This is a genomic window from Erythrobacter sp. JB1-7, assembly GCF_057365015.1.
Genome location: NZ_CP200291.1, coordinates 922244 through 947057 on the forward strand (window position 1 = coordinate 922244; position 24814 = coordinate 947057).

Sequence of the window (24814 nt, forward strand, 5' to 3'; positions counted from 1 at the left end):
GCGAGGCGCCGCAAGCATCAGTCTTCCGGAGCAATCCCAAGCTACTCGTCGGCCACGATATCCACGCGCCAATCAAGGCCAAGCCGCGCTGATAGCAGCTTCATATCTTTTTCAACCGGCGCTCCGAACAATGCCTCGTGGCTTTGCGCAAGGCGCAGCACCAGATCGCCCTTTTTGACGCGCAAGCGGCTGACCTGCAAAGACCGCCTGGAGCGCGCACCCAATCGGCGCGCAAGCCTGATCGCCAGCCCCCAGCAGATCGCCTCTTCCAACACATCCTTGCTGGCAAGAGCGCGCACCTCGTCGGGCAGATCCAGCTGGTTGCCATTGGCGGCAATCGCAGCGGCCAGCATGGCGCGCCCTTCCCCGTCAATCGCAATCCAGCGTTTGTGCAAAGCCCAATCCATCGCCTGATGCATCCGAATGTTCGGCTCTATCTGCATGCTGGCAAGCGCCAGCATTGTCGCCGCCAGCCGCAGCCTTTCGCCGCCTTTGCCTTCGGCTGGCGCGGCGCGCACTGTCCAACCGGCCATTTGGGCTGCAAGCATAGCGGGCGCGCCGCGCTGGCTGGCGAACACCGAAATTCCCGCGAGGAGCGGATCTTGCGCTTTCGCCTCTGGCGGCAGGCCATCAAACAGCAACCCTTCGCGCAGGCCCCAGGACGAAAAGGTGATCCGATCCGGCCCCAACCGCGCGAGCAAAGCGCGCAGCAATATCGCGGCATCGGGCAGTTTTTCGGCGCGCATAGACGAAATGCGCGCCCGCGCTTTCAGGCTGTCTTTGTCCTCTTTTGCGAGCGCCTGCGCCAAAGCTTCTGCGGCTTTGCGCGATCCGCCAAATCCGTGAGGATCACTCAAAGGGTGGCCCTGTTCCTGCATCGCGTAAACCGCCATTGCACGCCAAGTGCCCCCCACCAGATACAGATGCGCGGCATCTTGCTTGCCGTCACCTGCATTATCCCAGCCGCTTTTCTTGAGCGCTTTTTCAAGGCTTGAAAGCATGTCTTTAGGGTTATCGCCGCGGTGGTCAGGCAAGCGCAATGTGCCCAATGGCAATGTCTGGGCAGAAATGGCTTTGCCGCCTGATATTGCAGCCAGCTCCAGACTGCCCCCGCCAAGATCAGCAACAATGCCGTCTGCTTTGGGAAAGGCCCCCAAAACGCCCGATGCGCTGATTTTGCCTTCTTCCTCTCCAGAAAGAATGCGCGGATTCAGCCCTAACTCTTTTAGACCTTTGACGAATTCCGGGCCATTGGACGCATCGCGCACGGCAGCGGTTGCCACGCATTCAATGGTGTTCACTCCCAAATCGCTCAGCATCAAGACAAAGCGTGAAAGACCGCGCATCGCCAGCGCGACCGCCTCATCGGCCAGCGCGCCAGTTCGCCCAATATCCCGGCCCAGTTTCGCCGTGACTTTTTCGTTGAGCAGCACTGTGGGCGCGCGCATCGTTCCGCCATACACCACCAGCCGCACTGTATTGGAACCGATGTCGATAATTGCGCGCTCTGGCAAAAGTCCTGAAAAGGCCCCTTCGCGATCCCCTCGCCGTCTTTTCAAGCTCATATATCGCTGCCTAGCTCGACCCGCCTTTGCGCAACGACAATTTGGGGACACCCCCAGCCTCCGAAGCGCCGCCGCGGCCCGATAGAGATGGGTTTGTCATAAAGTATCGATGACAATTGAAAGGCTTGCCCTGCGTTTCAGCGCGTGAATAGGTTCCATCGGAATTCAGCCACCAGCTTTGTTCGGTATCAAGCATATTGGCGAGCAAAACCTGCTGCAAAATCTGATCGTGCACGGTGCGGTTCTGGATAGGAATAAGCGATTCCACCCGGCGATCCAGATTGCGGCCCATCAAATCGGCAGAGGAAATAAACACCGCCGCTGCCGAACTGGGCATCGCATGGCCATTGGCAAAAGCATAAATGCGGCTGTGTTCCAGAAACCGTCCGATGATCGACTTCACCCGGATATTTTCGGAAAGACCCGGCACGCCGGGGCGAAGGCAGCAAATGCCGCGGCACACCAATTCGATTTTTACGCCTGCATTGCTGGCGGCATACAGCATGTCGATAATTCCGGAATCGGTGATCTGATTGGCTTTCATCCAGATCGCTGCGGGCTTGCCTTTGCCTGCATTGTCGATCTCTTTTTCGATGCGGCGATACAATTCGGCGCGCAGATCAAGCGGCGCGATGCTGATCAATTCGAGCCCGTGCGGTTCAACATAACCAGTGACGAAATTCATCATCTTGGCTGCATCCCGGCCCAGTTTGGGATCGGCGGTAAAGAAGGACAGATCGGTGTAAATCTTGGCAGTGACGGGGTGATAATTGCCAGTGCCGAAATGGCAATATGTGCGAAAACTGGAATCCTCGCGGCGCACAACCATCGCGACTTTTGCGTGGGTTTTCCAATCGGTGAAACCATAGATCACTTGCACTCCCGCGCGTTCAAGCTTGGTCGCCCATTTGAGGTTCTGCTCCTCATCAAAGCGCGCTTTTAATTCGACCACAGCGGTGACCGATTTGCCGTTTTCAGCCGCTTCGATCAGCGCATTGATAACCGCTGATTGCGTGCCTGCGCGATAGAGCGTCTGTTTGATCGCAACCACATCGGGATCGGCTGCGGCCTGCCGGATAAAGTCGACCACCACCTCGAAACTTTCATAGGGGTGCTGGATGATGATGTCTTTTTCGCCAATCGCGGAAAACAGATCGCCGTCATGCTCGCGCACGCGTTCGGGATAGCGCGGGGAATAGCTGTCGAATTTGAGGTCGGGGCGATCTTCGCTGACAATTTCGGCAAGGCCATCAACCCCGATCATCCCATCGGTTTTGATCACGGCCGCCTCGTGAACACCCAATTGTTCCAACAGGATTTTTTCCGCCTCTGGGTGAAAATCCTCTTCGAGTTCAAGCTGGATCACCTGCCCCCTGCGGCGGCGCTGGATCGCGCTGCGGAACGTGCGCACCAGATCTTCGGCTTCTTCCTCAATCTCGATATCGCTGTCGCGCAGCACGCGAAACAGGCCATCGCCTTCGATTGTGAAGCCGGGAAACAATTTGTGCGCATAACGCTGAATAAGGCTGGCGATAGAGATGTAGATCGCTTCATCGGGTCCGCCAATATCGCTGGGCACGCGGACGAAGCGGGGCAGCGCGCTGGGGATGAGGATCATCTCGATGATCTCTTCGCTGTCCGCATCGCGGGTAAGCGTGAACAACAGGCCCCTCCCTTCGTTTTGCACGAACGGGAAAGGGTGCGCCGGATCGAGCGCCTGCGGGGTTATGACGGGCAGGATTTCTTCAAGAAAGAACGCCTTAAGCCAATCGTGGGCCTTGGGTTGCAAACGTTCTTCATCGGTGACGTGGATATCAGCCTTACCCAGCCTGTTATGCAAATCACGCCAGATTTGCTGCTGAGCATCGGACAATTCGCTCAATTTTTCACGAATGGCTTTGAGCTGCTGTGATGGAGTGCGACCGTCAATCGAAGGTTTGCCAATCCCGCGTTGCACCTGGCCAACCAGCCCGGCCACACGGATCATCATAAACTCATCGAGATTGCTTCCCGAAATGGACAGAAACCGCAGCCGTTCAAGCAGCGGATATTGTTCATTGCGCGCTTCTGCCAGAACGCGCTCATTAAACGAAAGCCAGGACAATTCGCGATTGAAATACATCGCCTCTAATGCAGATGACGCGGCGCGAGGGGTTTCGGCGTTTTTCTTCTTGGCCACAGATTTGCTCACACCAAAGAGCGGCTGTCTGCGATTTGCGTGATCCCGCGCTTGCCATTGGCATCGCGGCCCAATTGCACAATCACATCAATCACGCTGGCAGCATAGGCAATGGTATCAGACCGGGTAAGCCCAATGCCTGTTTGCATCACCATCAGCGACAATTGTTCCAAAGCGCCTCGCAGTGAATTGGCGTGGATCGTCGAAAAACTGCCGGGATGGCCGGTGTTGATCGCGCGCAGGAACGAGACGCTCTCTGCCCCGCGCAATTCGCCCAGCACAATGCGATCAGGACGCAGGCGCAGGGCAGCTTGCAACAATTCGTTCGCAGTGACCTTTGCTTCGCCAAGTTCGCCTTTAACAGCGACAAGGCCAACCGAATTGTCGCCGGGATATTTCAATTCGGGCGTATCTTCGACCATGATGACACGTTCTGCCTGCGGAATTTCGCCGAGCATTGCGTTCAAGAAAGTCGTCTTACCCGTACTGGTGCCGCCCGATATCAGAATTGTGCGGCGGTTCTGGATAGCTTTGCGCAAATAGCCGATCGGCTCCATCTGCGGATCAGGCATCGCAATTTCGGTTTCGCTGGTAAGCGGGCCCGCGTCATAGGCATCCAATGGCAGGTCAAGCCTGCGATGGCGGCGGATCGCCATCACCCAGTGTTTCCGGCTAGCAGGGGGTCCGCAAAACTGGATCCGGGCACCGCCCTCTTTTCCCGTGGCAGGCAAAGTCGCCCCAAGCAAAGGATGTTCGCGGTTGATCCCTTGATGGCTGACACGCGCAACCTGTTCGGCAAGACGCTGGACCAGACGGTCATCAATTTCGGGAGTTTCAATACGCTTGATGCCGGGGTCTGAGGCATCTTCGATCCAAACCTCACCGGGGCCATTGACCATGATCTCTGTCACTGTGTCGCGGTCAAGCCATCGTTTGAACGGGGCGAGATAGGCATCGAGATAGACACTGCGCTCTTCGGGCACAGGCGCTGTATCGCCGATCGCCTCTGAAGGGGTGCCGCTGGTCAAAGGGTGAATGTCTGCTGTCATGGTGTCAGTTGCGCATCGCTGGCGTGATCAATTGCTCACCGTGCTGAAATCAAGGTCGCGCGCGGCAAACACCCGCACCGGTTCACCCATGGCAACGCGGATTGTTGGCGGGATTTGGCCGTCCTGCTGCAAAGCTGTGCTGGCCGCGTTCTGCCCGCCTGCCACAACAAGGCCCGCCCCGCCCGATGCAATCGTACCGGCCGCACCGATTAGCGAAAGAAGGAGGCCAGACCCGAACCTCTGAAAGAAATGCGTATCCACTTCGCCGGCAAGGCCGGTGGTCCCGTCAAATCCGACAGCGGGGGATGCGATCTTGATTGTTACGCCATCGGGCCGGGTCAGATCTGTCCAGATGACATAAGCGCGTTTCTGCCCGTTTTGCACGCCCGATTGGTATTGGCCGACAAGGCGCGAGGAACGCGGGATCAAAACCTTTGTCCCATCAAAGCTGCGCACATCCTGGCTCACCACAGCGCGCACAAATCCGGGCACATCGGTGTTAATCGCGGTTTCCAAAATGGCCGGGATCAAGGTGCCTTTGGTGACAGTCGTGGATTGATTGATCGTGCGCGTCGCTTGCGCAGGTCCGCCGCCCACGCCGCCAATGCGGCTGGCAAACTCGCCCGCCGGGCCGCCGGCTGCTGTTGGTGCGGCGGTTGTCGATGTCGGAGCTGGTGCGCCTGCTCCTTCGACAAGGCGCGGCGCGTTGGCTGAGCGGGACGCATCAAAAATCAATTGCGGGCTGGCATAGGGATTGGCCACAGGAACAGCCGAAGCCCCCGGCGCGCGCGAGATAACCGGCGCTGGCGCACCCACAGGCGCGACGGGCGGCTGGATCGGTTCCGGTTTCACCACAACGGGCGCAGCCGCAGGGGTGACAGGCGCAGGAGCCGTTTCGCCAGCGCTTGCTCCGGTGGCTTCATCAGCCCCCTGCTGGGCTGCGTTCATGGCCCAAAATGTCGTCGCGCCAAGCAGGCCGACAATCGCAACGCCCAAAGCCGGACCCCATTTGTCGCCGCCCGCTTTGCGCTGGGTGACAGCGGGAAAGGCGCTGCGGCTGGCAAGGTCGATAACTTCTGCGGTCTCGCCCTCACGCGGGTCGCCGCCTGACGAACCATCGGATGAACCGCCCTTTTTGGCCGGAAGTCGCATGGCAAGGCGCATTATCTCGTCTCCATCACAAAGGCGGTTTGCAAAAGCATCATTCGGCCCCTCATGATCCGCGCCGGCGTTTCTTGCGGCGTTTTTCGTCGCGCGCGGACACCTGGACAGCGCTGGTATTCGTCAAAGTCGCGCTGTCGCGGCCAGATCGCAGGATCACTTGCGCAGGCACCTGATCGACAACAATTGTCTCTCCGCGCACCGTGTAATTCACAGGCCCCTCATCACCTTCATCATTGGTGACAAGGATCACGGGAACCGATGCATCTTTGGGCCAGGTGAGAAACAGCGCCTCGCCATTGTCATATGCGCGCGCGGGCAGCAGATCTTTATCGCCGTCGCCGTCCCATGCGAAATTTAGCTGCGCGGGATCGACCACGGCATAAGGGTCGCTGGCCGCAGCCAATTCAGCGGCATTGGCCTGTTCCTGCTTTGCCGCTTCAATCGCGGCAAGCCGCGCTTCTTCCTTGGCTTGCTCAAGCTTTGGATAGCGAAACTGCATCACATAAAGCGGGCGATTTCGCGATGATGCGACCAGATCGAACAGATAGGTCCGCTTGTTCGTCACCACTGTCATATTGGTGCGCGCATTTGTCGCCAGCGGTTTTACAAACAGGATCGATTGCGCCTTATTGGGCTGAACCTGCCAGGCAGAGCTGTCGCCAATCGCGACATTCTCAATCGCTTCGTCTTCGGCGAATTTGATCGTGGTTTGCACTTTCACCCGGCCATTGATCGTGACCACGGCAGCCTCGTCATAAACCAGTGTACGCAGGCGCGGATCATTGGCCGCCGCAGGATTGGCCGCCAGCAGGCTGAACGCTGCCAAACCCAATAGAGGATGGCGTAAAAGGGTGATGCGCCGCTTCATCGCGGGGTCTCCGGTTTTGGGGCGGCCCCACTTTTTGCGCCGCTGATGGATGTTGAACGGAACCGGTTGCCGATCCCGCGAGTGCGCGAAGCGCTGGGCGATAGGGGCGCTGCCTGCCCGCTGCCGCCTGATGTGGCGTAAACCTTGGTCTCTCGCATTGTGCTGGTACCCGCAGACCCTGCATCATTGGCCGCAATCCCGGTTGCAGGCGCGCGCACATCAATGCGGCGCTGGCCCGCCGTTGTGGCCGCCACACTGGCGGTGCGCGCAGCTCTGTCAGGGGCCAGCATCTGGGTGCTTGCAGCCGCCGGGCGCGCCGTATCATATGCAGCGCGCTCCTCTTTTGAGGGGACCAGGCCAAAGACCTGCCAACTGGAAACCATAGTGGCCGCGACTTTCAAGCTCATAAACATGAGCGCGCAATGCACCGCGCCAACAAGGAAAAACGCCATTGCGGCCTGCTGGTCAATCTCGTTTGGCACAGCGACCAAAGCGGCAAGAATGGGCACAGCCATTTCAAGCATGATCGACCCGCCAAGCACCGCAAACAAAGGCGCAAGCGCGAGCATGGTCATGCCTTTGAGCCAGCCGGTAAACAGCCCGCGCGTGCCATTGAACAGCGCCAGCACAACAAAGATCGGCCCCACCGCCAGCAGCAGAGCCAGCCCAATGCGCGCCGTGACCAGCAAGCCCACTGTACCGAGCAAAAGCAACATGGCGCCCAGCCACATCATTCCTTCGGGCGAAAACGTATTGATGTCTGTTGCATCACCGCTCGCTTCTTGAATGGCGAGAAACACCACATCAAGCTTGGCCGCAAAAGTGGCAGTGGCGGAACCATCGGTGCCGGTTAGCACGCCTGCGATTTCATCGGGCCCTTCGACAAAGATATTATAGAAGACGCTGGAAAACGCGACGTAACTTGTCGCAAATGTCAGCACCAGACCCATGGTCATGATCTTGGGAACCAGCGCTCTGACCGATAGGTTGGACCGGCCCAGCATCAGGCTGATGCCGAAAAAGGCGATGAAGAAGACCAGCATCATTGTCAGCGCCAAGGCCATCTGCCCATCGCTGCCGAACAGCCGCCCAAATGCCTGCTCGCTCACCTGGCTGGCGATGCAATCCACCGCCGTTAGCGCGGCGGCGACGCCTGCACCCATTTCTTCAGCAACAAGATCGCAGCTTGTTGCCATTATTCTGCCGCCTGCGGGATCGGCTGGCCGTGCTGGTCCAGCCCCAGCGAACCATCAGGCCATGCTGTGTTGGTCAGCGCGGGATACCAGGCGCTTGGCTCATCACCAACGGCCTCTCTCAAAAGATCAAGCTGACGCACCGAGGCCTCACGGCCGGAAAGCACCGTCAGCACTTCGGGCGCGCCTGACAGATCGAGGCGCACAACTACGCTCGCATCGGGTTGGCGCACAAGGAAACAACGCGAATGGGCAGGCAAAGTGCGAATGAGCGCAAGTTCGTGATCGGTCAGGCCAAACCCGTCGCAATAATCTTCGGGCCGCGCGCGGCTGTTAGGCATGAACACCATGGTCGCGGTCTGCTCAACCAGAGCGGTCGAAATCCGGCTTTCCAAAGCATCGCGCGCTGATTGCGTCGCAAAGCCCACCAGCGCATTGCGTTTGCGCAAGGTCTTCAGCCAATCGCGGATGCGGGCAGCGAACACCTCATCATCCAACGCTTTCCACCCTTCATCGATCAGGATCATGGTGGGTTGGCCATCCAGCCGCTCATCAATGCGGTGGAACAGATACATCATGACAGGCGTGCGCAAACGCGGATTTTCAAGCAGCGCAGTCATATCAAATCCAAGCACGCGGGTGTCGAGATCGAGCAGATCAGCCTCGTTATCGAACAGCCATGCATGTTCGCCGTCATCACCCGATTGCGATCCGATCCACGCTGCCAATCGGTCAGCCAGATCACCCGGCTGCGGACGGCGTGCGCCGGCCAGCAATTCCTTGAAATGGCGCAGACGTCGCAAACGGCTGTCATTGGCATAGGCCGCGTCAACAGCGGCAGAGATCAGCGCGAATTCTTCCGGCCCGTCCGCATTCAGCAGCACGCCCAGCCAATCGCGCAAGAATGCCTTGTTTGCAGGCGTGTCGGGCAGCGCGAGCGGGTTAAAGCCTGTGGGCGCGCCAGCGGCGATCTTGTCATAGCGCCCGCCAATGCCGCGAATGAACAGCTCTGCCCCGCGATCCTTGTCGAACAGGATGGTGCGCGGTTTGAATTTTTGCGCCTGAGCGGCGAGGAAATTCATCACCACGGTCTTACCCGAACCGGACGGGCCAATGACCGAGAAATTACCCAGATCGCCGTGGTGGAAATTGAAGAAGAAAGGGGTGGCGCTGGTGGTTTCCAGCAAAGTCACCGCATCGCCCCAATGATTGCCGCTGGCTTGGCCCAAGGCGAAACCGTGAAAGCTGCCAAAGCCTGACATATTGGCCGAGGATATCAGCGCGCGGCGCACGATATATTCCTCATTGCCGGGGAATTGCGCCCAGAAAGCGGGCTCCAGATTGGTGTCTTCTCGCACCGCAATCGCGCCCGTATCTGCCAAAGCGGCTGCACATGACGCGCATGCATCATCGAGCCGGTTAAGCGATGTCTCTCGCACCAGCACCGTCAGATGGTGATCGCCAAATCCAACTGCGCCATTGCCCAAGGCATCGCGGGCAGCCATCATGTCCGCGCGCTCAGCGGCCGCCTCTTCATCGACAGAGCGCGATCGGCGCAGCGCGAGGTCGATGCGTTCACGCGATGTCGTGCGCTCAGTGGGCGCATAGCTTTCGGTGACGATCATCTCATAAGGCAAGCGCAACAGCGGATCGAGCAAACCCGGCGATGTCGCCTCAGGATAATCTTTAAGGCCCAAAATCGCGGAGAAATCGGGATCAGCAGATCCGCGCAATTCCATCGCATCCAGCCCAAAACTCGCCCGCCTATAGGGCAGCATATCGCCGATATCGGTGTCCGCATGCGGGCGCCTGACAGGACGCATCTCACCATTGTAGAGTGCTGACAGCAATTCCAGCATTTCAGAATTGGTGCCGTTATCGTGCGATGAATAGTCTGCAAGAACGCTCGCGCCATAAGCGGACAAGGATGCCGTCAACCCGGTGATCGCCGCTTTGAGGCTGCGCACATCCTTGGGATCCGCTTCGAGCGCATCCTGGCCTGCGCGTGCAAAGAACTTGCTCGCCTTTTCTACCAAACCCGCTTTGCCGCGCGCGGGGCGGCGGATGAGAGTAACGAACTGGTCATTGATGAACAATGATCCGCCCGCCAGCCGCTCTTTCCAGCGCGCATCGATATGGCGCGAGAGCGGATCGGGAAATTCGCCATCCAGCTCAACCTCGACCCGGCGGCGGATGACGTGATGATAAAGGACAAAGCGCGCATCCAATGTGGACCGCAGCATCACCTCACGCGTGGCGGCATGCGCGTTGAGCGCTTCGGAATCCTCGGTTTCAAACAAAAGACCCGGCACCTGGATCGCGGACATAACCGAGCCATCGCGCAAAAGCACAGTGCTTTCATCGATCAGCCGTTCATACGGCAGACGCTCGCCCACACGCGCTTCTTTTGCGCTCCAGGCAGCCGGTCCGATCCATTTCACCATATCAACCAGCCCTCCTTCAGGCGGGTCTTTGCTTGTGCTCCTTTAAGGAGCGTAAGAATTGCAGCCCCAGCGTTTGTAATTGGGCACACGCGGGCATTTGGAAACTTTCGTGATCCACAGATCAAAGATGCGCGGTTCGCGCAAAGATGCGAAATAGCCGATCGCGTGCATCACAATTGGCACTGGTATGATCCAGAAACTCTTGAGGATCAGAAACGCAATCGTCGTCACCATCAGATTGATGATAAAGAAATTCATCGTCACGCCGGCAAACATTTGCGGGCGAGTGAGTGCGCGGTGCACGGGATGACGGTTCAATTCGCTCATGATGCGCGGCCTAGCATAATATGGTTAACCCACTCCTGCCTGAATGCCCGCAACGATTGTGGTCGCGCCAAACAGAATGAACACGCCGACAATCACCGTGGCGCCGAAACGCCAGTTCATCCGGCCTGTCAGCATCATAAATCCAATCGCTGCCACTGCCATCACCGCGACAGTGGTGGCGACAGTGCCCAGCAAAGTGCCCTGCAACCACAACAGCGCAGAATTGATCGGACCAGATCCAGCCGGATCTGCGCCCTGCCCGGTTGCCTGAGCAAAGGCGATGCCGGGCATGGCCAGCAGTGTCATAAAAGCGGCTATACGAGCCGAAAAACGGGAAACCAGGTTCATATTGCTGTCCATAATCCTATCAATTGACGCGCGAATGATTGGCCAAACGGCCCATGATTGCCGCGACATAGTTTCTTGTCTCACGAATATTGGGAACACCGCCTGCACGAATTACCCGGCCCGGCCCTGCGTTATAGGCGGCCAAAGCGTGTTCCAGATTGCCATCAAAGCGGTTCAGTTGTTCGCGCAGATAACGCGCCCCGCCCTCTAGGTTCTGCATGGGATCATCGGGGTTCACGCCGAGATATTTGGCAGTGCCCGGCATCAATTGTGCAAGCCCCCGCGCACCAGCCTGCGACACCGCGTTTTCGCGCCAGCGGCTTTCTTGCCATACCAGCGCCTCAATCAGGCTGGGGCTGAGTGCATAGCGCGCGGACAATTCTTCGACCTTGGCGACATACCTCGCAGGCACGCCCGCTTTGTGGGCGGCCGTGTTGGAGATCGCGATGTCAGGGACAATCAGAGCGCCGATATTGACGCCGATGTCATCAGAAGGTGCAGCGCCAGCAGTGGGAGCCGCCATTTCCCCTGCGGGCAGCGCGACAACGCCAGCCGTCCCGCCAGCAACCCAGCGGGCACCATCAGAATCCAGTTCCATCACATCAGCCTGCGCCGCAGCGCCTGTCAAAGCGAATGTAAAGGCTACCGCAGCACAGCATGCGCGCGCTAGAATCATGTCTGGGCCTCCCAGCATTTGGTCCCTCGTGCTGCCATGTCTAGCCTAAGTGACAGACAGGTGACAGTAGGGGGAGCCTAGACATAATTCTTTAAGGGTGTTTGCACACCATCGGCAAAGGACAACGCTTTGCCTCAAAAAATGTGCGCCTGATCCGAAGATCAAGCGCCACACGGGTTTATCGCTGAACCGAAGCTTTCACCATCCGCAGTTCGCCGCGCTCCAGCATGGACAGAGCTTTGCGTGCGAGTTTACGCGAATTCACTTCTCCATCGGCGGTTTCGAGCGATTGTTCCGTGCGGCTTTGCAAAGCGGCTTTGAACAGGTTTCGCGCCATCGCATCATCGCCGCGATGGGCATAGGCGACACCCAGATTGATAAGCACTGCCGGGTCGTCAGAATGCCGCGCACGCACTCGTTCCAAAGCGACGATCGCTTCATCACCATTTCCAGCGGCAAGCGCTTCTGCCTGGAAATCGGCGGATTTAACTTCAGCAGGGGCATCCTGCGCGGCGCTGCTTTGCGTTTCGGCGGGCTCTGCGACGGCCTGTGTGGCCAAAATAGCGGCCAGGAACGGGGTCAGCATGATTTATCTCCTTCAATGCGATCATCATGCGCGCGGCTGAGAGAAATTGCAATAAAAATGTCATATATACGTATTTATGTCATTTTACGTTTTATCATTCTGATATTACCCTATTTTTTATGGATCAAATTACGACACTGGTGTGACTAGCCGATTAAGAAAGCGATACGCCTTGGAGCGCTTCGGCTTTTTTTCACTCATGTGACAGTCCTTACGTATTCACCGCGAGGCTGCAAAAATTCTGTCACTTACCGTCCCTAGCGGAGGCCCCAGCGAAGTTTTTCGCGCTTTTTGATTCTCGGTTTTTTTGAGGGGACCGCTCGCTGTGAATACTCTTCAACGTCATCTCGTACTTGGTTGCAGTCTTGTTGTTTTGGCCGGTTGCGGCGCGGACGAAATCGTCTCGCCCGGCACCAGCGGCGATATCATCATCAACAATCCATCGCCCACACCCACCCCAACTCCGACCGCTACGCCGACACAGGCACAGGTCACTCCCGCATCGGGCTGCCCCACTATCAGCACGCCCGCAGGCCTTACCGATGCCGGCACCATCAGCGGCCCCACTGGTGAATATCGCGTGTGCGTTTTGCCTTCGACATTTACGGTCGACGACAATCTGCCGGCGATTGACGGTCTTCTTTATCAGATCGAAAACCGCGTGAACGTGGGCACTGACCAAGGCTTTAACAGCACGGGCACCGATGTAACCTTGTCCATCGAACCGGGCGTGATCCTGTTCGCACAGGCGGAAAGCTTCTTCGTCGTCAATCGCGGCAATGCCATTGCCGCGGACGGCACCGAAACCAACCCAATCATCTGGACCAGCCGCGACAATGTGATCGGTGTCAGCAATGACAACAGCCAGGCGCAATGGGGCGGCGTTGTTTTGCTTGGCCGGGCACGCGTCTCGGATTGTTCAACTCAGGTATTCAACACCACCCCCGGCAATTTCGCCACCAACCCTACCTGCGAACAGCAGCTCGAAGGAACCGTGGTTGCAACGCCATTTGGCGGAGCGGATGATGCCGACAGCTCCGGTTCGTTCACTTACAATCAGATCCGTTATTCAGGGTTTGAGCTTCAGCAATCGAACGAATTGCAATCACTAACCACCGGCGGTGTCGGCAGCGGCACGACGATCAACAATGTCTTCTCGTTCAACAGCTCTGACGATGGCCTCGAATTTTTCGGCGGCCAGTTTGATGCGAGCAATATTGCCGTGATCGGCGCATCAGACGATTCACTCGATGTGGACACGGGCGCACGCGTCAATCTGGAAACGGTTGTGGTGGCGCAGCGCTCCAATACGGGCGACAGCTTGATCGAACTCGATTCCCCCGATGATCTGGGCGATGGCACGCCAGGCAATGCTCAGCCGCAAACGCAGCTTCAGGTGAACAATTTCACCTTTGTGCAGCGCTCTTCGGCTTCATCGCAAATCGTGCGGGCGCGCGGCGGTGCGGCGCTGGCGCTTTCGAACGGCGTGCTTGATGCCGATGACAACGGGTCTGGCCTGTGTTTCCGCGTTGATGAGCAACCGACGCAGGATGCCATTATCGGGCTGAACTCACTGGTTGGTGATTGCGATGGGACACGTCCGGTTCGCGGTGCCAACAATGATGCGGCAAGCGATACAGCGCTCGCCGGATTGTTCGATGCCAACAGCGACCTGGCTTTCACGATCTCGCTTACCGGCGTGTTTGTGAACGGGGCAAATGAAGGCGCCGTGGCCGCGTTTGATGCCACCGCGCGTTCAAGCTTCTTTAGCGCTTCGACATTTGTGGGCGGGGTTGAAAGCGACATCACAGTCGATTTCGGCGACTGGACCTGCAATTCGGCCACGGCCGATTTCGGCAGCGCTGGCGGTGCCTGCACTTCACTGCCGGTCAGCTAATCATCGCATCTGCGTTCAGGGGAGGTGCAGCGGCATTTCGCGCACCTCCCTTGATTGTTCAATACAAGCCGCAAATTCGGCTGTTCCCAATACCAAGGCCTAGTCATGAGGGGGTCTCACATTATGTCCATCGGCAAGCGTCTGGCAGGATTGCTGCTTCTCAGCACAGCTCTGTCCGTTCCGTCTGTTCTTCACGCACAGGACGCTTCGGCGGCAGATCCGCAGGAAGAAAGCAGCGGCGATCTGGACGGAGAAGCCCTTGATGATGCGCAATCTGATGACACGCTGAACGAACCCGATGTTTCGGTTCCGGGCGGCGGGATCATCGTCACAGGCCGCCGCAATCGCAATCCTGAACGCTCCTCAACCCAAGTGCTTACCGTGCTTTCCGAAGAGGATATCGCGCGCACGGGCGAAGGCGATATTGCGGGCGCGTTGAGCCGCGTGACGGGCCTCGCTGTGGTGGGCGATGGCCGGGTGTTTGTGCGCGGGCTTGGTGACCGTTATTCGCTCGCGCTGCTTAACGGCTTGCCTTTGCCCAGCCCTGAACCTTTGAGCCGGGTTGTCCCGCTCGACATCTTCCCGACCAATGTCGTGTCCTCATCGCTGGTGCAGAAGACCTATTCGGCCAATTACCCCGGCGAATTTGGCGGCGGCGTGATCAACCTTACAACCAAGGCTGTGCCGGTTGAGGATTTCCTGTCGGTCAGCTTCGGCGTCAGCGGCGACACTGAGACCACTTTTCAAAACGGTCTCACCTATTTCGGATCAGACCTCGATTCCTTCGGGTTCGACAATGGCAACCGCGATATCCCGACCAATTTGCAAGCCTTCATCGATAGCGGCGAACGCATCGGCACAGTCGATATCGCAACCGCCGAAGGGATCGCCGGAGAGCTGTTCCCGACCAATCTCGTCACTCTGCAACGCGTCAGCGATCAGCGCCCCAACTTCTCCGGCTCGATCACCGGCGGCGCGTCGTTAGAGCTTGGCGATGACACCTATCTGGGCATCCTTGCCACCGCCTCGCTCAAGAACAGCCTGCGCAATCGCAGCGTTTTGTCGCAAAGCGGCAGCAGCGATCTGTCCGAAGTGTTTGAAACCAGCACCACTTTTATCACCGATGAAAACGCGCTGTTCAACGCGCTGCTCGGCTTTGGTCTCGATTTCGGCCCGCACACTGTGCGCTGGACCAATCTGTATATCCGCGACACTTTGAAGACCGCCCGGCTCGAGGAAGCGTTTGATCCCTTCCCCGGACTTAACGGGTTTGACTTCATCAATCAGCAAACCGCTTTCTTTGAACGCCAGCTGATTGACACCCAATTGGTGACCGAGCTCGATTTCGACAATTTCGAAATCGACCTTCGCGCTGGATACGCCCGCACTGACCGCGAGGCGCCGTTCAACACCACATTCAGCTACACCCGCACCAACATCCCTTCCAGCCCATTTGGCGATGAGTTTGTTGCCTATTTCAACCAGCTTTCCGATGCCGGTATTTCGACCGCATCGTTTGATGATCTGACCGAAGAGAACCGCTTTCTGGGCGCTGATCTCTCCTATGCGCTCACTGATACGTTCGAAGTCACCATTGGCGGCGCTTACAACGACACTGACCGGCGCTCCTCCAGCCGCGAGTTTCGCCCGTTTATCACGCCGGACACATCGAACCCTGATCTTGCCGGGCTTGACGAGAATGTCGCCGTGGCGCTTGGCCTTCGCCGTCCGGGTGACATCATCAATGGCGCGACCCTTGCCGGCTTCAATGTCACTTTGACAGAGGCCACCCCCTTCCCCGTCTTCGATGCGGCGCTTGAAATCTACGCTGGCTATGGCCTGTTCCGCTGGGTTCCCACCGACACGCTGACGCTGGAAGCCGGCGTGCGCTATGAGGATGCAGCCCAGACGGTTGATCTCGATCAGTCCGTCTTCAACAGCCCAATCGCAGGGGCGACTGCAACCAACCTTGGCAATGACTACTTCCTGCCCGGAGGCACCGTCACCTATTCTCCGATTGATGAGCTGCAATTGCGCCTGTCAGCGTCTCAAACCATCGCTCGCCCGCAATTCCGCGAGCTAGTGGAGCAGACCTATTTCGATCCCGCATCCAACCGCCGTTTCCGCGGCAACCCATTCCTTACCGACAGCGAGCTGACTAACCTTGAAGCGCGCGCTGAATACTATATCAGCGGCACCGACCGGGTCAGCCTTGCCGGGTTCTACAAGGAAATTCAGAACCCTATTGAGAATACTTTGGTCTCTGCCTCAGGCCAGATCCTCACCAGTTTTGCCAATGCGCCGTCGGCTGAACTGTTCGGGGCAGAGCTTGATCTGGTTTACGGCATTGATCTGTATGATCTTGGCGGCAGCTTCTTTGAAACGAAGCAGATCATGATCATCGCCAACTACACATACACCCAATCCTCAATCTCGGTTGGTGATGGCGATATCGCACCTGTGCCGGGGAACGAGAACCAGGCAGCAAACCAGCTGTTTGACGATGGCGCGGCTTTGGTTGGGCAATCCGATCATCTTGCCAATATCTCCATTGGGCTGGAAGACACTGAGAAAACGCAGCAATTCACGTTCTTCATCAATTACGCCTCGGAACGGATCACGCTACGCGGCGGCGCGCTGCCCGATGTGGTCGAAGACCCCGGCTTCACTCTCGATTTCGTCGCCCGGTCAGAGCTGACCCTTGGCGGTTTGCCGCTGGAGCTTTCTTTCGAAGCGCGCAATCTGTTTGGACGGGACAATTTCGAGTTTCAGGAGCTCAATGGCAACCGGATTGAGATCAACACATTCGATGTTGGAACCTCCTTCTCACTGGGGCTCAAGACGGAGTTCTAATCGGCCTGTCTGGTATTAGGCTTGGCGCCATAGGCTCTGACCAATCGAGTAGGAAAGCGGTTTGTTTACCGCTCTGCTGCGCGCTTGCCTCACCCCTGCACGCTCACCTGATCCATCGCGGGCATTCCCATGGCCATGGCAGTGGGCGCTTTGGGCCGGTAGGGCGCTTCCAAAGGCGCGATCTCCTCTGGCGTCAGCGCCATATCGAGTGCGGCGACAGCTGCATCGATATGATGCGGTTTGGATGCGCCGATGATCGGGGCGGCAACGCTTGGCCTTGTGAAGTGCCACGCTAAAGCCAGGCTCGCCATGGCATCGCCGCGCTGGTTGGACAGGGCCTCTAGCGCGCCGATCACCGCGTCATCAGCGGCGTCTTCGGGGTAGATGACCTTGCCAAAGCCATCGGTTTTGCTGCGCACCGTCTCTTCACCAACAGGCCGCGCCAGTCGTCCGCGCGCCAGCGGGCTCCACGGGATGACACCGACGCCTTGATCTTGGCACAAAGGCAGCATTTCGCGCTCTTCTTCGCGGTATAAGAGGTTCAGCTGGTTCTGCATGGATATGAACCGGGTCCACCCATTCGCGCGGGCGGTTTCCTGCGCTTTTGCAAACTGCCAAGCATACATCGAAGATGCGCCGATATAGCGCGCTTTGCCCGCTTTCACGATGTCATTGAGCGCTTCCATCGTTTCCTCGATGGGCGTTTCATCATCCCAGCGGTGGATCTGGAACAGGTCGATATATTCCATGCCCAGCCGCCCAAGGCTGTCATCAACGGCCTGCATCAAGGATTTGCGCGATAACCCGCCTGCATTGGGGGCGTTGCGCCACGGGATAAACGCTTTGGTCGCCACCACAATCTCATCGCGGTTCGCCATTTCGGAAAGCAGCTTACCCGTAATCACCTCGGACGTGCCGCCCGCATAACCATTGGCTGTGTCGAAGAAGTTGATCCCCGCCTCAAGCGCTTGCTTGAAAAACGGGCGGCTCTCCTCCTCATCGAGCAGCCAATCGCCGTGCCAGCCTTTGGTCTTGTCGCCATAGGTCATGCAGCCCAGGCACAGGCGCGATATCGAGAGGCCAGAATTACCGAGGCGCGTGAACTTCATGGAATATGCTCCGATTATTACGCAATGAGGTTATAATATTTCGCAGCGAAGTTGACAAAGTTGACACCGTGTCACCCAGCTTTTTTCGACCTATGCCTTTGTTTTTATTTCTAACTTATTCAAAATAGCGAAGTTGACACTTTTCCAACTTTTTTCTCGTTTTGCCGGCCCTACAGGCGTGCCACTTAGGCCGGTTTTCGTATTGTAGGAAAGCCAATATCGTCACTGCAAGCCAGAGGCGAAGCCATGACGCGTGGGCGCTCAACTCAAAGTCAGACCGCCATCGACCACCAATGTCTGCCCGGTGATATAGGCGCTTAAGGGCGAGGCGAGAAAAAGCGCTGCCCCCGCCATATCTTCGGGCGTGCCGACGCGGCGCAGAGGTATGGATTTCAGCGTCGCCTCCAATCGCTCCGGATGCTCGGTGGTGACAGCGGTCAGCTTGGTCGGGACCAGCCCCGGCGCGATGCCGTTGACGCGAATACCGTCCCTCGCCCACGCTTCGCCCAATGTCTTCACCAGCCCGACAGCGCCATGTTTCGATGCGGCATAAGCAGGCGTGCCCATGGTCGATTTGAACCCTGCAACGGAGCTGACCACAATCATCGTGCCGCCCGTATCGGCAAGGCCGGAATGAAACGCGCGTGCGACATCCATGACGGAGTTTAGATTGACGTCGATGACATCATCCCAGCCTTTGCGCTGAAACTCTTCGCGACCATAGCGCACCGTGCCTTGGCTTTGGATAAGGACATGCGGCTCCAGCATGGCATCAGGCAGGCCATCCACCGCATCGCGGTCCATCACGTTGAGCTGATGATAAGTAAGCCCGGTAAGGTCGCTGTCCTCGGCCTCCAAGTAGTCGCCCTCATCAGGCCGAGTACCCGTAACATGGACTTCGGCCCCAGCGGCGCGAAAGCTCTGCGCAATTCCATTGCCAATGCCGGACGAGCCGCCAATGATGAGGGCGCGCTTTTCGGTGAAATCGATGGGGTTGGTCATTGTTGCTCTTCCTTCGCGGCAACAAGAGAGGGTTGCGATGGGTTTGTAAAGCGGTCGTTTGTGTCAGCTATTGGTGTGTGGCTGTGGTGTTGATTGTGGCGGGAATTGGGGTGGGAGCGGACGCTATCGATGCGCTCGAAATAACGTCCTTTGAGCTTCATTTACGAAGCGGTCGTCCCAATCTAGTTCACGTCGGGAAGCTGGGAGATACTGACGCCGAGCCTCGGCATCGTAAAAGAGCGTTCCATGTATCCCCATCGCGTCACGCTTGAGTAAAGGTCTTTGCCAGATTGGTGCGAGAATTCGGGAGGCTTCGTCTTCCCCAACCCGCTCTAAAAAGTCGTCGGCAATCTCTATGTCCCGCCCATCGGGAAAGAGTAGCCCGAACTCTTCTTCTGTCGCCTGAAAGATGCTGAAGGTTGCGTTGGCAGCGCCATCAATGATTTGAACGTTTCTCATTCTGAAGCTTTGACCTGAAATACGAACGTCCGCAATTGGGCCGTGAGCCGTCAGTCCGCTTTTGCGCATACTCAACGCAAAGAATGTAAACGCTTTGCCTCCACCCCTTGATCCCCTCCCCGCTGGGGAGAGGAGATGCGGCTTCAAATCTCCCGTGAGATCACTTCCTTCATGATCTCGCTTGTTCCGCCATAGATGCGCTGCACGCGCGCGTCGCGCCAAAGCCTCGCAATCGCGTATTCGTTCATATAGCCCGCGCCGCCGTGTAGTTGGAGGCAGGCATCGACCATTTCCCATTGCATTTCGGTGTGCCACAATTTGGCAGAGGACGCTTCGCCCGTTGTGAGTTCCCCTTTCAGATGCCGCGAAATGGCCCAGTCGAGATGCGCCCAGCCCACCTGCAATTTGGCTTGCAGATCAGCCAGCGTGAATTTGGTGTTCTGGAATTCGAACACGCTCTTGCCGAACGCCTTGCGATCCTTGGTGAAATTGACCGCTTCATCAAACGCGCGCTGCGCGCCGCCTTGGGCGGATACCGCGATGGAGAGGCGTTCTTGCGGCAGCTCTTCCATAAGGTGGATAAAGCCTGCGTTCTCGCCGCCCAGAATATTGGTTTTGGGCACGCGCACATCCTGAAAAAACAGCTCGGATGTGTCGGCGGAATGCTGGCCGATCTTGTCGAGATTGCGCCCCTTTTCAAATCCGGGTGTGTCTGCATCAACAAGTATAAGCGATGTGCCTTTTGCGCCTGCATTGGGATCGGTTTTCGCCACCACAATCACCACATCGGCGTTCTGCCCATTGGTGATGTAGGTTTTCGAACCATTGATAACGAGGTGGTTGCCATCTTCTTTCGCGGTGGTCTTGATCCCCTGAAGGTCTGACCCCGCACCCGGCTCTGTCATCGCAATTGCGGTGATCGTGTCGCCCGAAATCATGCCGGGGAGGTATTTTTCCTTCTGCTCCGGGCTGCCAAGGCGTTCGAAGTAGTTGACCGTGATATCGTTTTGCAGCGTAAATCCAGCCGCTGTGCCCATATAGGAAAGCTCTTCGGCAAGCACGCAGTTAAAGCCGAAATCGAGGCCCAGCCCGCCATTTTCCTCTGCAACCGTGGGGCAGAGCATGCCCGCCTCGCCCAAAGCTTTCCACGCGGTGCGCGGGACAATGCCCTCCTCCTCGTGTTGATCGAGGAACGGCTCCATATGTTCGCCCAGAACCTTGCGAACCGTGTCGCGGAACGCTTCGTGGTCTTCGTTATAGGCCGTGCGGTGGGCTGTATCGAGCATGCGGAGATCCCTCTTCCAGATAAGTTGTTTTCTGGAACCGAGTGGAGCGCATGTTTACGGGGGCGTCAAGCGCGAAAGATGCAAGTGCGCCGGGTACGGTTTACGGACGGTCGGCTTTCGACCCATTTACTGACATTCTAGCGAGCTGATCTATGCGCCTATACATTTGGACAAAATCATTGAATGGCCGCTAGGATTAAAATAGAGGAGGACCATGTTCGCCCCACTTCAAGGTAACGATCCCACTGTCCTGCAAGTCACCGCAACAATGGTCGCCGGGTTTGGGGCCGCAGCAGTAATTTTACAAAATACCGAAGCGATCTGGCAGAATTTTGTTATCGCCTTCATGGCTGCAGATTGGGTTGGTGGAATTGTCGCCAATGCCGCCGAAAGTACGCGCAAATGGTGGCGCAATAGGCCCAGATACCGGCTATACTTTTACGTCGTGCATGCACTAGAACTACCAGTTATTTGGTGGCTTGCTGGTTGGGGGGTGCTGTTTCAGATAATGGCTTTGGCTTTACTGGCAAAACTCGCTGTGTTCGCGCTTGGCGGCAAAGAACCTTGACAGCAGATCGCCGCACCCAATCCCATGAACGGATGTCCGCTTCCGCGCCTACACTTAGCATTCGCTCAGCATCAGCATATCCAAAACCCGGTCGCGAGACCTAGACATCACCCTACAAATGCGCGTTCGATCACAAACTGCCCCGGCTTGTTGTTCGCGCCTTCTTCAAAACCGCGCTTCTCCAAGTCAGCAGCGTGATCTTTGATCATGGCCATCGAACCGCACAGCATCACCCGGTCTTCATCAGGCACGAATTTCTGCGGACCTTTTGATTGTTCGAACAGCCGGCCATCGTCGATCAGCGCCTGAATGCGGCCCTGTGTGCGGAAATCTTCACGCGTTACGGTGGGCACATAGATGAAGCGTTCGCGGTCTTCATCTTCGAGCAGCGGATCGCCTTCGAGCTTTGCTTCCATCATTTCGCGGTACGCCAGATCGTTCACCTGACGCACCGAATGCACCACGATGATTTCTTCAAACATGGTGTACACTTCTGGATCGCGCGCAAGGCTGAGGAACGGAGCCAGACCCGTGCCGGTCGATAGCATAAACAGGCGTTTGCCCGGCAGCAGCGCATCGGTAACCAGAGTGCCCGTGGGCTTTTTGCCAAGGTAAATCGGATCGCCAACCTTGATATGCTGAAGCCGCGAAGTCAGCGGGCCATCTTCCACTTTGATGGAGAGAAATTCCAGTTCCTCATCATAGCTGGGCGAGGCGACCGAATAGGCGCGCAGCAATGGCTTGCCATTGTCCTGCGGCAGACCGATCATCACAAACTCGCCAGAGCGAAAGCGGAAGCTGGCAGGCCGGGTCATTTTCAGAGTGAAAAGCGTGTCGTTCCAATGGTGTACATGCGTCACCGTCTCAACGCTCAATGCAGCGCTTTCGGTGAATTGGTCGCGATCGAGTACGGGCTGGTTCACTTGGGCTTACCTTTGGGTGTTATTTCTCAATTGGCAGCGCAAATGGACCCATGCGCGCCGCTCTTCAAGGTAGATTAGTGATATGGGGTGAAAGCGCGCCTTGCTCCGTTAGGGAGAGAGGGAGGATGCAAAGCGCGCTTTCACACGGTGCGTCAGTTCCAACCGGCTCGGTCAAAAACCTGCACCGCTTGGGTTTGGTTTTGGCCCAATGCCGACAGGTTGAGAGTGTCAGGGGTAAATTCGCCCAGCCCCTCGACGGCCGAATTGGCCTTTGTTCCCGTGGCAGCGGGGTATTCATTATTGCCATCAGCAAAATAGCTCTGAGCGCTTGGCGACGTGAGATATTCGAGGAAGCGGATGGCGTTTTCCCGGTTGGGCGCGGTTTTGACAAGGCCTGCGCCGCTGACATTCACATGCGTTCCGGTGGAACTTTGATTGGGGAAAATCACGCCGATCTGATCGAGCAATCCGGCTTTCTCCTCATCGCCTGCAAACCGGGCAAGGTAATATGTGTTGACCAGAGAAATGCCGCATTCCCCGCTTGCCACCGCTTCGATATTGGCGGTGTCATTGCCTTGCGGGTCGCGCTTGAAATTGGCGACCACGCCTTTGGCCCAGTCCTCTGCTGCATCCGCGCCCTGATGCGCGATCACGCTGGCGAGCAGCGAGATATTGTAGATGTTGGAGGATGAACGCATGCAGATGTCGCCTTTAAAGGCAGGGTCCGCCAGATCGGCATAATCGGCAAGACCTTCGGGCGTGCCTGCGGCTTTGTTGTAAATGATCACGCGCGCGCGGGTGGAAAGGCCGAACCACAGCCCATCGGGGTGGCGCAGATATCCGGGCAGGCGCTCTTCAAGCACAGCGCTTTCGGCAGCGGCAAGCACGCCCGCCTCTTGCGCACGCCACAGGCGGCCCGCATCAACCGTGACGAGCAGATCAGCCTGGCTGAATTCCCCCTCGCTAGCGATACGTTCGATCAAAGCGTCAGCATCGGCCTCGATCCGGTTCACTTTGATCCCGGTTTCGCGAGTGAAATCTTCATACAGAGCCAGATCGGTGTCGTAATGGCGCGAGGAATAAAGGTTCACCTCGCCCGTGATCTCAGCCGCTTCGCCAGACTGGGCATCACCATCGGTTTCGCTTGGGGAGCAGGCAGCGAGCGAAAGCGCGCAAAGGCCAGCGATGCCGGCAATGCGAGCGTTGAATGTCTTGTGCATGGAACGTCCTTGTCTTCTTAATTGCGAATGACTTGCATTATTATTTACCGCCCTGCAAGCTCTATTTGCGCTCAAATGCGCGCAGGCTGCCCGCATCAGGCACCAGCCGGTATCGCATCGCGGGATCAACATCCGCGCGGGTTTCAACCGTGATTTCCTGTTCCTGCCCATCCACCAGCACCACCCGCGTTGCCGCGCCCAGCGGATGACAATCGCGCACGTATAACCCTTTTGCATCATCAGCCAAACGCACCGCATCGGCATAAATGAGCAAGTCAAATTCATCGCCTTGCGGCACCGCGCCGGCCAGACATTCGCCTTCAAACGTGCCAAAATCGCATTCAACCCCCGCTCCTGCGCGCCAACCGGTGACAATCTGCGCGCCGCCGAAAATTGCGCCGACTGCGGGCGTTGCGGGGTGTTCGTGCAATTGTGACGGCGTGCCGAATTGCACAATCCGCCCCTCCTCCATCACCGCGATGTGATCGGCCATGTCGAGCGCTTCGACAGGGTCATGCGTGACGAGCAGAACGGTTGTGCCGCTCGCTTTCAAAATGGTGCGGCAATCGCGGCGCAGACGGCGGCGAAGGACAATATCGACGCTCGCAAAGGGTTCATCCATTAACAGTACAGGCGGCTCGGGCGCCATAGCCCGCGCCAAGGCGGCGCGCTGCTGCTGCCCTCCCGAAAGCTGATGCGGATAGCGTTTACCCAGCCCATCAAGCCCCACGCGCCCCAGCCATTCCTCCGCCTCACCGCGCCTCGCGCGCGGCAAACCAAAACCGACATTGCCGGCCAAAGTCATATGCGGAAACAGCGCGCCATCCTGAAACATCAGACCGACAGGGCGCTCTTCAGGTGGGGGGCTGCGCGCTTCATCCGCCAGCACGTCTCCGTCCCACACAATCGCGCCTGTCTGCACGGGCAAAAGACCGGCCGCCAATCCCAGCAAGGTTGACTTCCCGCAGCCCGACGCGCCAAGCAGGCACGTAATCTCACCCGATGGCGCGGTAAGCTCAATATCCTCAAGCGCTGCTAGCGGGCCGTAAGCATGGGCAATATGGCGAAATTCAAGCGACATGATGGGCGGCGTATGTG

Annotated in this window: 21 protein-coding genes; 3 read left to right on the top strand and 18 right to left on the bottom strand. The window is 57.6% G+C overall.

The genetic code is table 11. The annotated features are described in order from the left end of the window. Positions 1 to 41: 41 nt before the first annotated feature. The 11 genes from AC0V6W_RS04690 to AC0V6W_RS04740 all read right to left on the bottom strand — a co-directional run bounded on the left by AC0V6W_RS04690 (position 42) and on the right by AC0V6W_RS04740 (position 12399). Positions 42 to 1565: a Ppx/GppA phosphatase family protein gene (locus AC0V6W_RS04690; RefSeq protein WP_486147642.1), complete on the bottom strand. Its 1524-nt coding sequence runs from the start codon at positions 1563 to 1565 to the stop codon at positions 42 to 44. Positions 1566 to 1575: 10 nt separating this feature from the next. Continuing rightward, complete coding sequence (locus tag AC0V6W_RS04695) at positions 1576 to 3744, bottom strand: RNA degradosome polyphosphate kinase (RefSeq protein WP_486151467.1); 2169 nt, start codon at positions 3742 to 3744, stop codon at positions 1576 to 1578. 8 nt (positions 3745 to 3752) lie between these two features. After that, on the bottom strand, positions 3753 to 4793 hold the full coding sequence (virB11, locus tag AC0V6W_RS04700; protein ID WP_486147644.1) for a P-type DNA transfer ATPase VirB11: 1041 nt from the start codon (positions 4791 to 4793) through the stop codon (positions 3753 to 3755). A gap of 27 nt (positions 4794 to 4820) precedes the next feature. After that, the gene (locus AC0V6W_RS04705; protein WP_486147646.1) at positions 4821 to 5957 is read right to left on the bottom strand and encodes a TrbI/VirB10 family protein; all 1137 of its coding nucleotides are present in this window, start codon (positions 5955 to 5957) and stop codon (positions 4821 to 4823) included. Between the two features lie 49 nt (positions 5958 to 6006). After that, on the bottom strand, positions 6007 to 6825 hold the full coding sequence (locus AC0V6W_RS04710) for a TrbG/VirB9 family P-type conjugative transfer protein (protein WP_486147648.1): 819 nt from the start codon (positions 6823 to 6825) through the stop codon (positions 6007 to 6009). Then, a complete protein-coding gene (locus AC0V6W_RS04715) occupies positions 6822 to 8021 on the bottom strand; it encodes a TrbL/VirB6 family protein (protein WP_486147650.1) in 1200 nt (399 codons plus the stop codon). Before AC0V6W_RS04715 ends, AC0V6W_RS04710 begins: the two co-directional genes overlap by 4 nt. Further along, positions 8021 to 10462, bottom strand: coding sequence for a VirB4 family type IV secretion/conjugal transfer ATPase (locus AC0V6W_RS04720; RefSeq protein ID WP_486147652.1), 2442 nt, complete (start codon positions 10460 to 10462; stop codon positions 8021 to 8023). Before AC0V6W_RS04720 ends, AC0V6W_RS04715 begins: the two co-directional genes overlap by 1 nt. A 42-nt stretch (positions 10463 to 10504) precedes the next feature. Next, positions 10505 to 10789 carry a VirB3 family type IV secretion system protein gene (locus AC0V6W_RS04725; protein WP_486147654.1) on the bottom strand — a complete coding sequence of 95 codons (285 nt, stop codon included), beginning with the start codon at positions 10787 to 10789 and terminating at the stop codon, positions 10505 to 10507. A 24-nt stretch (positions 10790 to 10813) separates the two neighbouring features. Next, positions 10814 to 11137 (bottom strand): TrbC/VirB2 family type IV secretion system protein, encoded by a 324-nt coding sequence (locus AC0V6W_RS04730; protein ID WP_486147656.1) that lies wholly within the window; start codon positions 11135 to 11137, stop codon positions 10814 to 10816. 19 nt (positions 11138 to 11156) lie between these two features. Beyond that, positions 11157 to 11813, bottom strand: a complete 657-nt coding sequence (locus tag AC0V6W_RS04735; protein ID WP_486147658.1) for a lytic transglycosylase domain-containing protein — start codon at positions 11811 to 11813, stop codon at positions 11157 to 11159. A gap of 178 nt (positions 11814 to 11991) precedes the next feature. Continuing rightward, complete coding sequence (locus AC0V6W_RS04740; RefSeq protein WP_486147660.1) at positions 11992 to 12399, bottom strand: tetratricopeptide repeat protein; 408 nt, start codon at positions 12397 to 12399, stop codon at positions 11992 to 11994. 325 nt (positions 12400 to 12724) lie between these two features. Between AC0V6W_RS04740 and AC0V6W_RS04745 the strand changes: the two genes are divergently transcribed. Continuing rightward, complete coding sequence (locus AC0V6W_RS04745) at positions 12725 to 14296, top strand: hypothetical protein (RefSeq protein ID WP_486147662.1); 1572 nt, start codon at positions 12725 to 12727, stop codon at positions 14294 to 14296. 123 nt (positions 14297 to 14419) lie between these two features. After that, positions 14420 to 17149, top strand: coding sequence for a TonB-dependent receptor domain-containing protein (locus AC0V6W_RS04750; protein WP_486147664.1), 2730 nt, complete (start codon positions 14420 to 14422; stop codon positions 17147 to 17149). An 89-nt stretch (positions 17150 to 17238) separates the two neighbouring features. Here AC0V6W_RS04750 and AC0V6W_RS04755 read toward each other — a convergent pair whose 3' ends face one another. The 4 genes from AC0V6W_RS04755 to AC0V6W_RS04770 form a co-directional block, all read right to left on the bottom strand. Then, positions 17239 to 18258, bottom strand: coding sequence for an aldo/keto reductase (locus AC0V6W_RS04755; RefSeq protein ID WP_486147666.1), 1020 nt, complete (start codon positions 18256 to 18258; stop codon positions 17239 to 17241). Between the two features lie 261 nt (positions 18259 to 18519). After that, positions 18520 to 19260, bottom strand: a complete 741-nt coding sequence (locus AC0V6W_RS04760; RefSeq protein WP_486147668.1) for an SDR family NAD(P)-dependent oxidoreductase — start codon at positions 19258 to 19260, stop codon at positions 18520 to 18522. 123 nt (positions 19261 to 19383) lie between these two features. After that, positions 19384 to 19719, bottom strand: coding sequence for a hypothetical protein (locus AC0V6W_RS04765; RefSeq protein ID WP_486147670.1), 336 nt, complete (start codon positions 19717 to 19719; stop codon positions 19384 to 19386). Positions 19720 to 19862: 143 nt separating this feature from the next. After that, complete coding sequence (locus AC0V6W_RS04770; RefSeq protein ID WP_486147672.1) at positions 19863 to 21005, bottom strand: acyl-CoA dehydrogenase family protein; 1143 nt, start codon at positions 21003 to 21005, stop codon at positions 19863 to 19865. A gap of 214 nt (positions 21006 to 21219) precedes the next feature. Here AC0V6W_RS04770 and AC0V6W_RS04775 point away from each other — a divergent pair, with 214 nt between their 5' ends. Continuing rightward, positions 21220 to 21573, top strand: coding sequence for a hypothetical protein (locus AC0V6W_RS04775; protein ID WP_486147674.1), 354 nt, complete (start codon positions 21220 to 21222; stop codon positions 21571 to 21573). 107 nt (positions 21574 to 21680) lie between these two features. Here the strand turns inward: AC0V6W_RS04775 and AC0V6W_RS04780 are convergent, their stop codons facing one another. The 3 genes from AC0V6W_RS04780 to AC0V6W_RS04790 all read right to left on the bottom strand — a co-directional run bounded on the left by AC0V6W_RS04780 (position 21681) and on the right by AC0V6W_RS04790 (position 24797). Next, positions 21681 to 22496 carry a ferredoxin--NADP reductase gene (locus AC0V6W_RS04780; RefSeq protein WP_486147676.1) on the bottom strand — a complete coding sequence of 272 codons (816 nt, stop codon included), beginning with the start codon at positions 22494 to 22496 and terminating at the stop codon, positions 21681 to 21683. Between the two features lie 152 nt (positions 22497 to 22648). Beyond that, entirely contained in the window at positions 22649 to 23716 is a 1068-nt protein-coding gene (locus AC0V6W_RS04785; RefSeq protein WP_486147678.1) for a Fe(3+) ABC transporter substrate-binding protein, read from the bottom strand. Between the two features lie 61 nt (positions 23717 to 23777). After that, a complete protein-coding gene (locus tag AC0V6W_RS04790) occupies positions 23778 to 24797 on the bottom strand; it encodes an ABC transporter ATP-binding protein (RefSeq protein WP_486147680.1) in 1020 nt (339 codons plus the stop codon). Positions 24798 to 24814 lie beyond the last annotated feature (17 nt).

Excerpts from the sequence above, each read along its gene's own strand:
- AC0V6W_RS04785 (WP_486147678.1), bottom strand. The coding sequence starts at position 23,716 with ATGCACAAGACATTCAACGCTCGCATTGCCGGCATCGCTGGCCTTTGC.
- AC0V6W_RS04690 (WP_486147642.1), bottom strand. The coding sequence starts at position 1,565 with ATGAGCTTGAAAAGACGGCGAGGGGATCGCGAAGGGGCCTTTTCAGGA.
- AC0V6W_RS04730 (WP_486147656.1), bottom strand. The coding sequence starts at position 11,137 with ATGAACCTGGTTTCCCGTTTTTCGGCTCGTATAGCCGCTTTTATGACA.
- AC0V6W_RS04710 (WP_486147648.1), bottom strand. The coding sequence starts at position 6,825 with ATGAAGCGGCGCATCACCCTTTTACGCCATCCTCTATTGGGTTTGGCA.
- AC0V6W_RS04750 (WP_486147664.1), top strand. The coding sequence starts at position 14,420 with ATGTCCATCGGCAAGCGTCTGGCAGGATTGCTGCTTCTCAGCACAGCT.
- AC0V6W_RS04775 (WP_486147674.1), top strand. The coding sequence starts at position 21,220 with ATGTTCGCCCCACTTCAAGGTAACGATCCCACTGTCCTGCAAGTCACC.
- AC0V6W_RS04715 (WP_486147650.1), bottom strand. The coding sequence starts at position 8,021 with ATGGCAACAAGCTGCGATCTTGTTGCTGAAGAAATGGGTGCAGGCGTC.
- AC0V6W_RS04790 (WP_486147680.1), bottom strand. The coding sequence starts at position 24,797 with ATGTCGCTTGAATTTCGCCATATTGCCCATGCTTACGGCCCGCTAGCA.
- AC0V6W_RS04765 (WP_486147670.1), bottom strand. The coding sequence starts at position 19,719 with ATGAGAAACGTTCAAATCATTGATGGCGCTGCCAACGCAACCTTCAGC.
- AC0V6W_RS04740 (WP_486147660.1), bottom strand. The coding sequence starts at position 12,399 with ATGCTGACCCCGTTCCTGGCCGCTATTTTGGCCACACAGGCCGTCGCA.
- AC0V6W_RS04705 (WP_486147646.1), bottom strand. The coding sequence starts at position 5,957 with ATGCGCCTTGCCATGCGACTTCCGGCCAAAAAGGGCGGTTCATCCGAT.
- AC0V6W_RS04725 (WP_486147654.1), bottom strand. The coding sequence starts at position 10,789 with ATGAGCGAATTGAACCGTCATCCCGTGCACCGCGCACTCACTCGCCCG.
- AC0V6W_RS04735 (WP_486147658.1), bottom strand. The coding sequence starts at position 11,813 with ATGATTCTAGCGCGCGCATGCTGTGCTGCGGTAGCCTTTACATTCGCT.
- AC0V6W_RS04760 (WP_486147668.1), bottom strand. The coding sequence starts at position 19,260 with ATGACCAACCCCATCGATTTCACCGAAAAGCGCGCCCTCATCATTGGC.
- AC0V6W_RS04755 (WP_486147666.1), bottom strand. The coding sequence starts at position 18,258 with ATGAAGTTCACGCGCCTCGGTAATTCTGGCCTCTCGATATCGCGCCTG.
- virB11 (WP_486147644.1), bottom strand. The coding sequence starts at position 4,793 with ATGACAGCAGACATTCACCCTTTGACCAGCGGCACCCCTTCAGAGGCG.
- AC0V6W_RS04720 (WP_486147652.1), bottom strand. The coding sequence starts at position 10,462 with ATGGTGAAATGGATCGGACCGGCTGCCTGGAGCGCAAAAGAAGCGCGT.
- AC0V6W_RS04770 (WP_486147672.1), bottom strand. The coding sequence starts at position 21,005 with ATGCTCGATACAGCCCACCGCACGGCCTATAACGAAGACCACGAAGCG.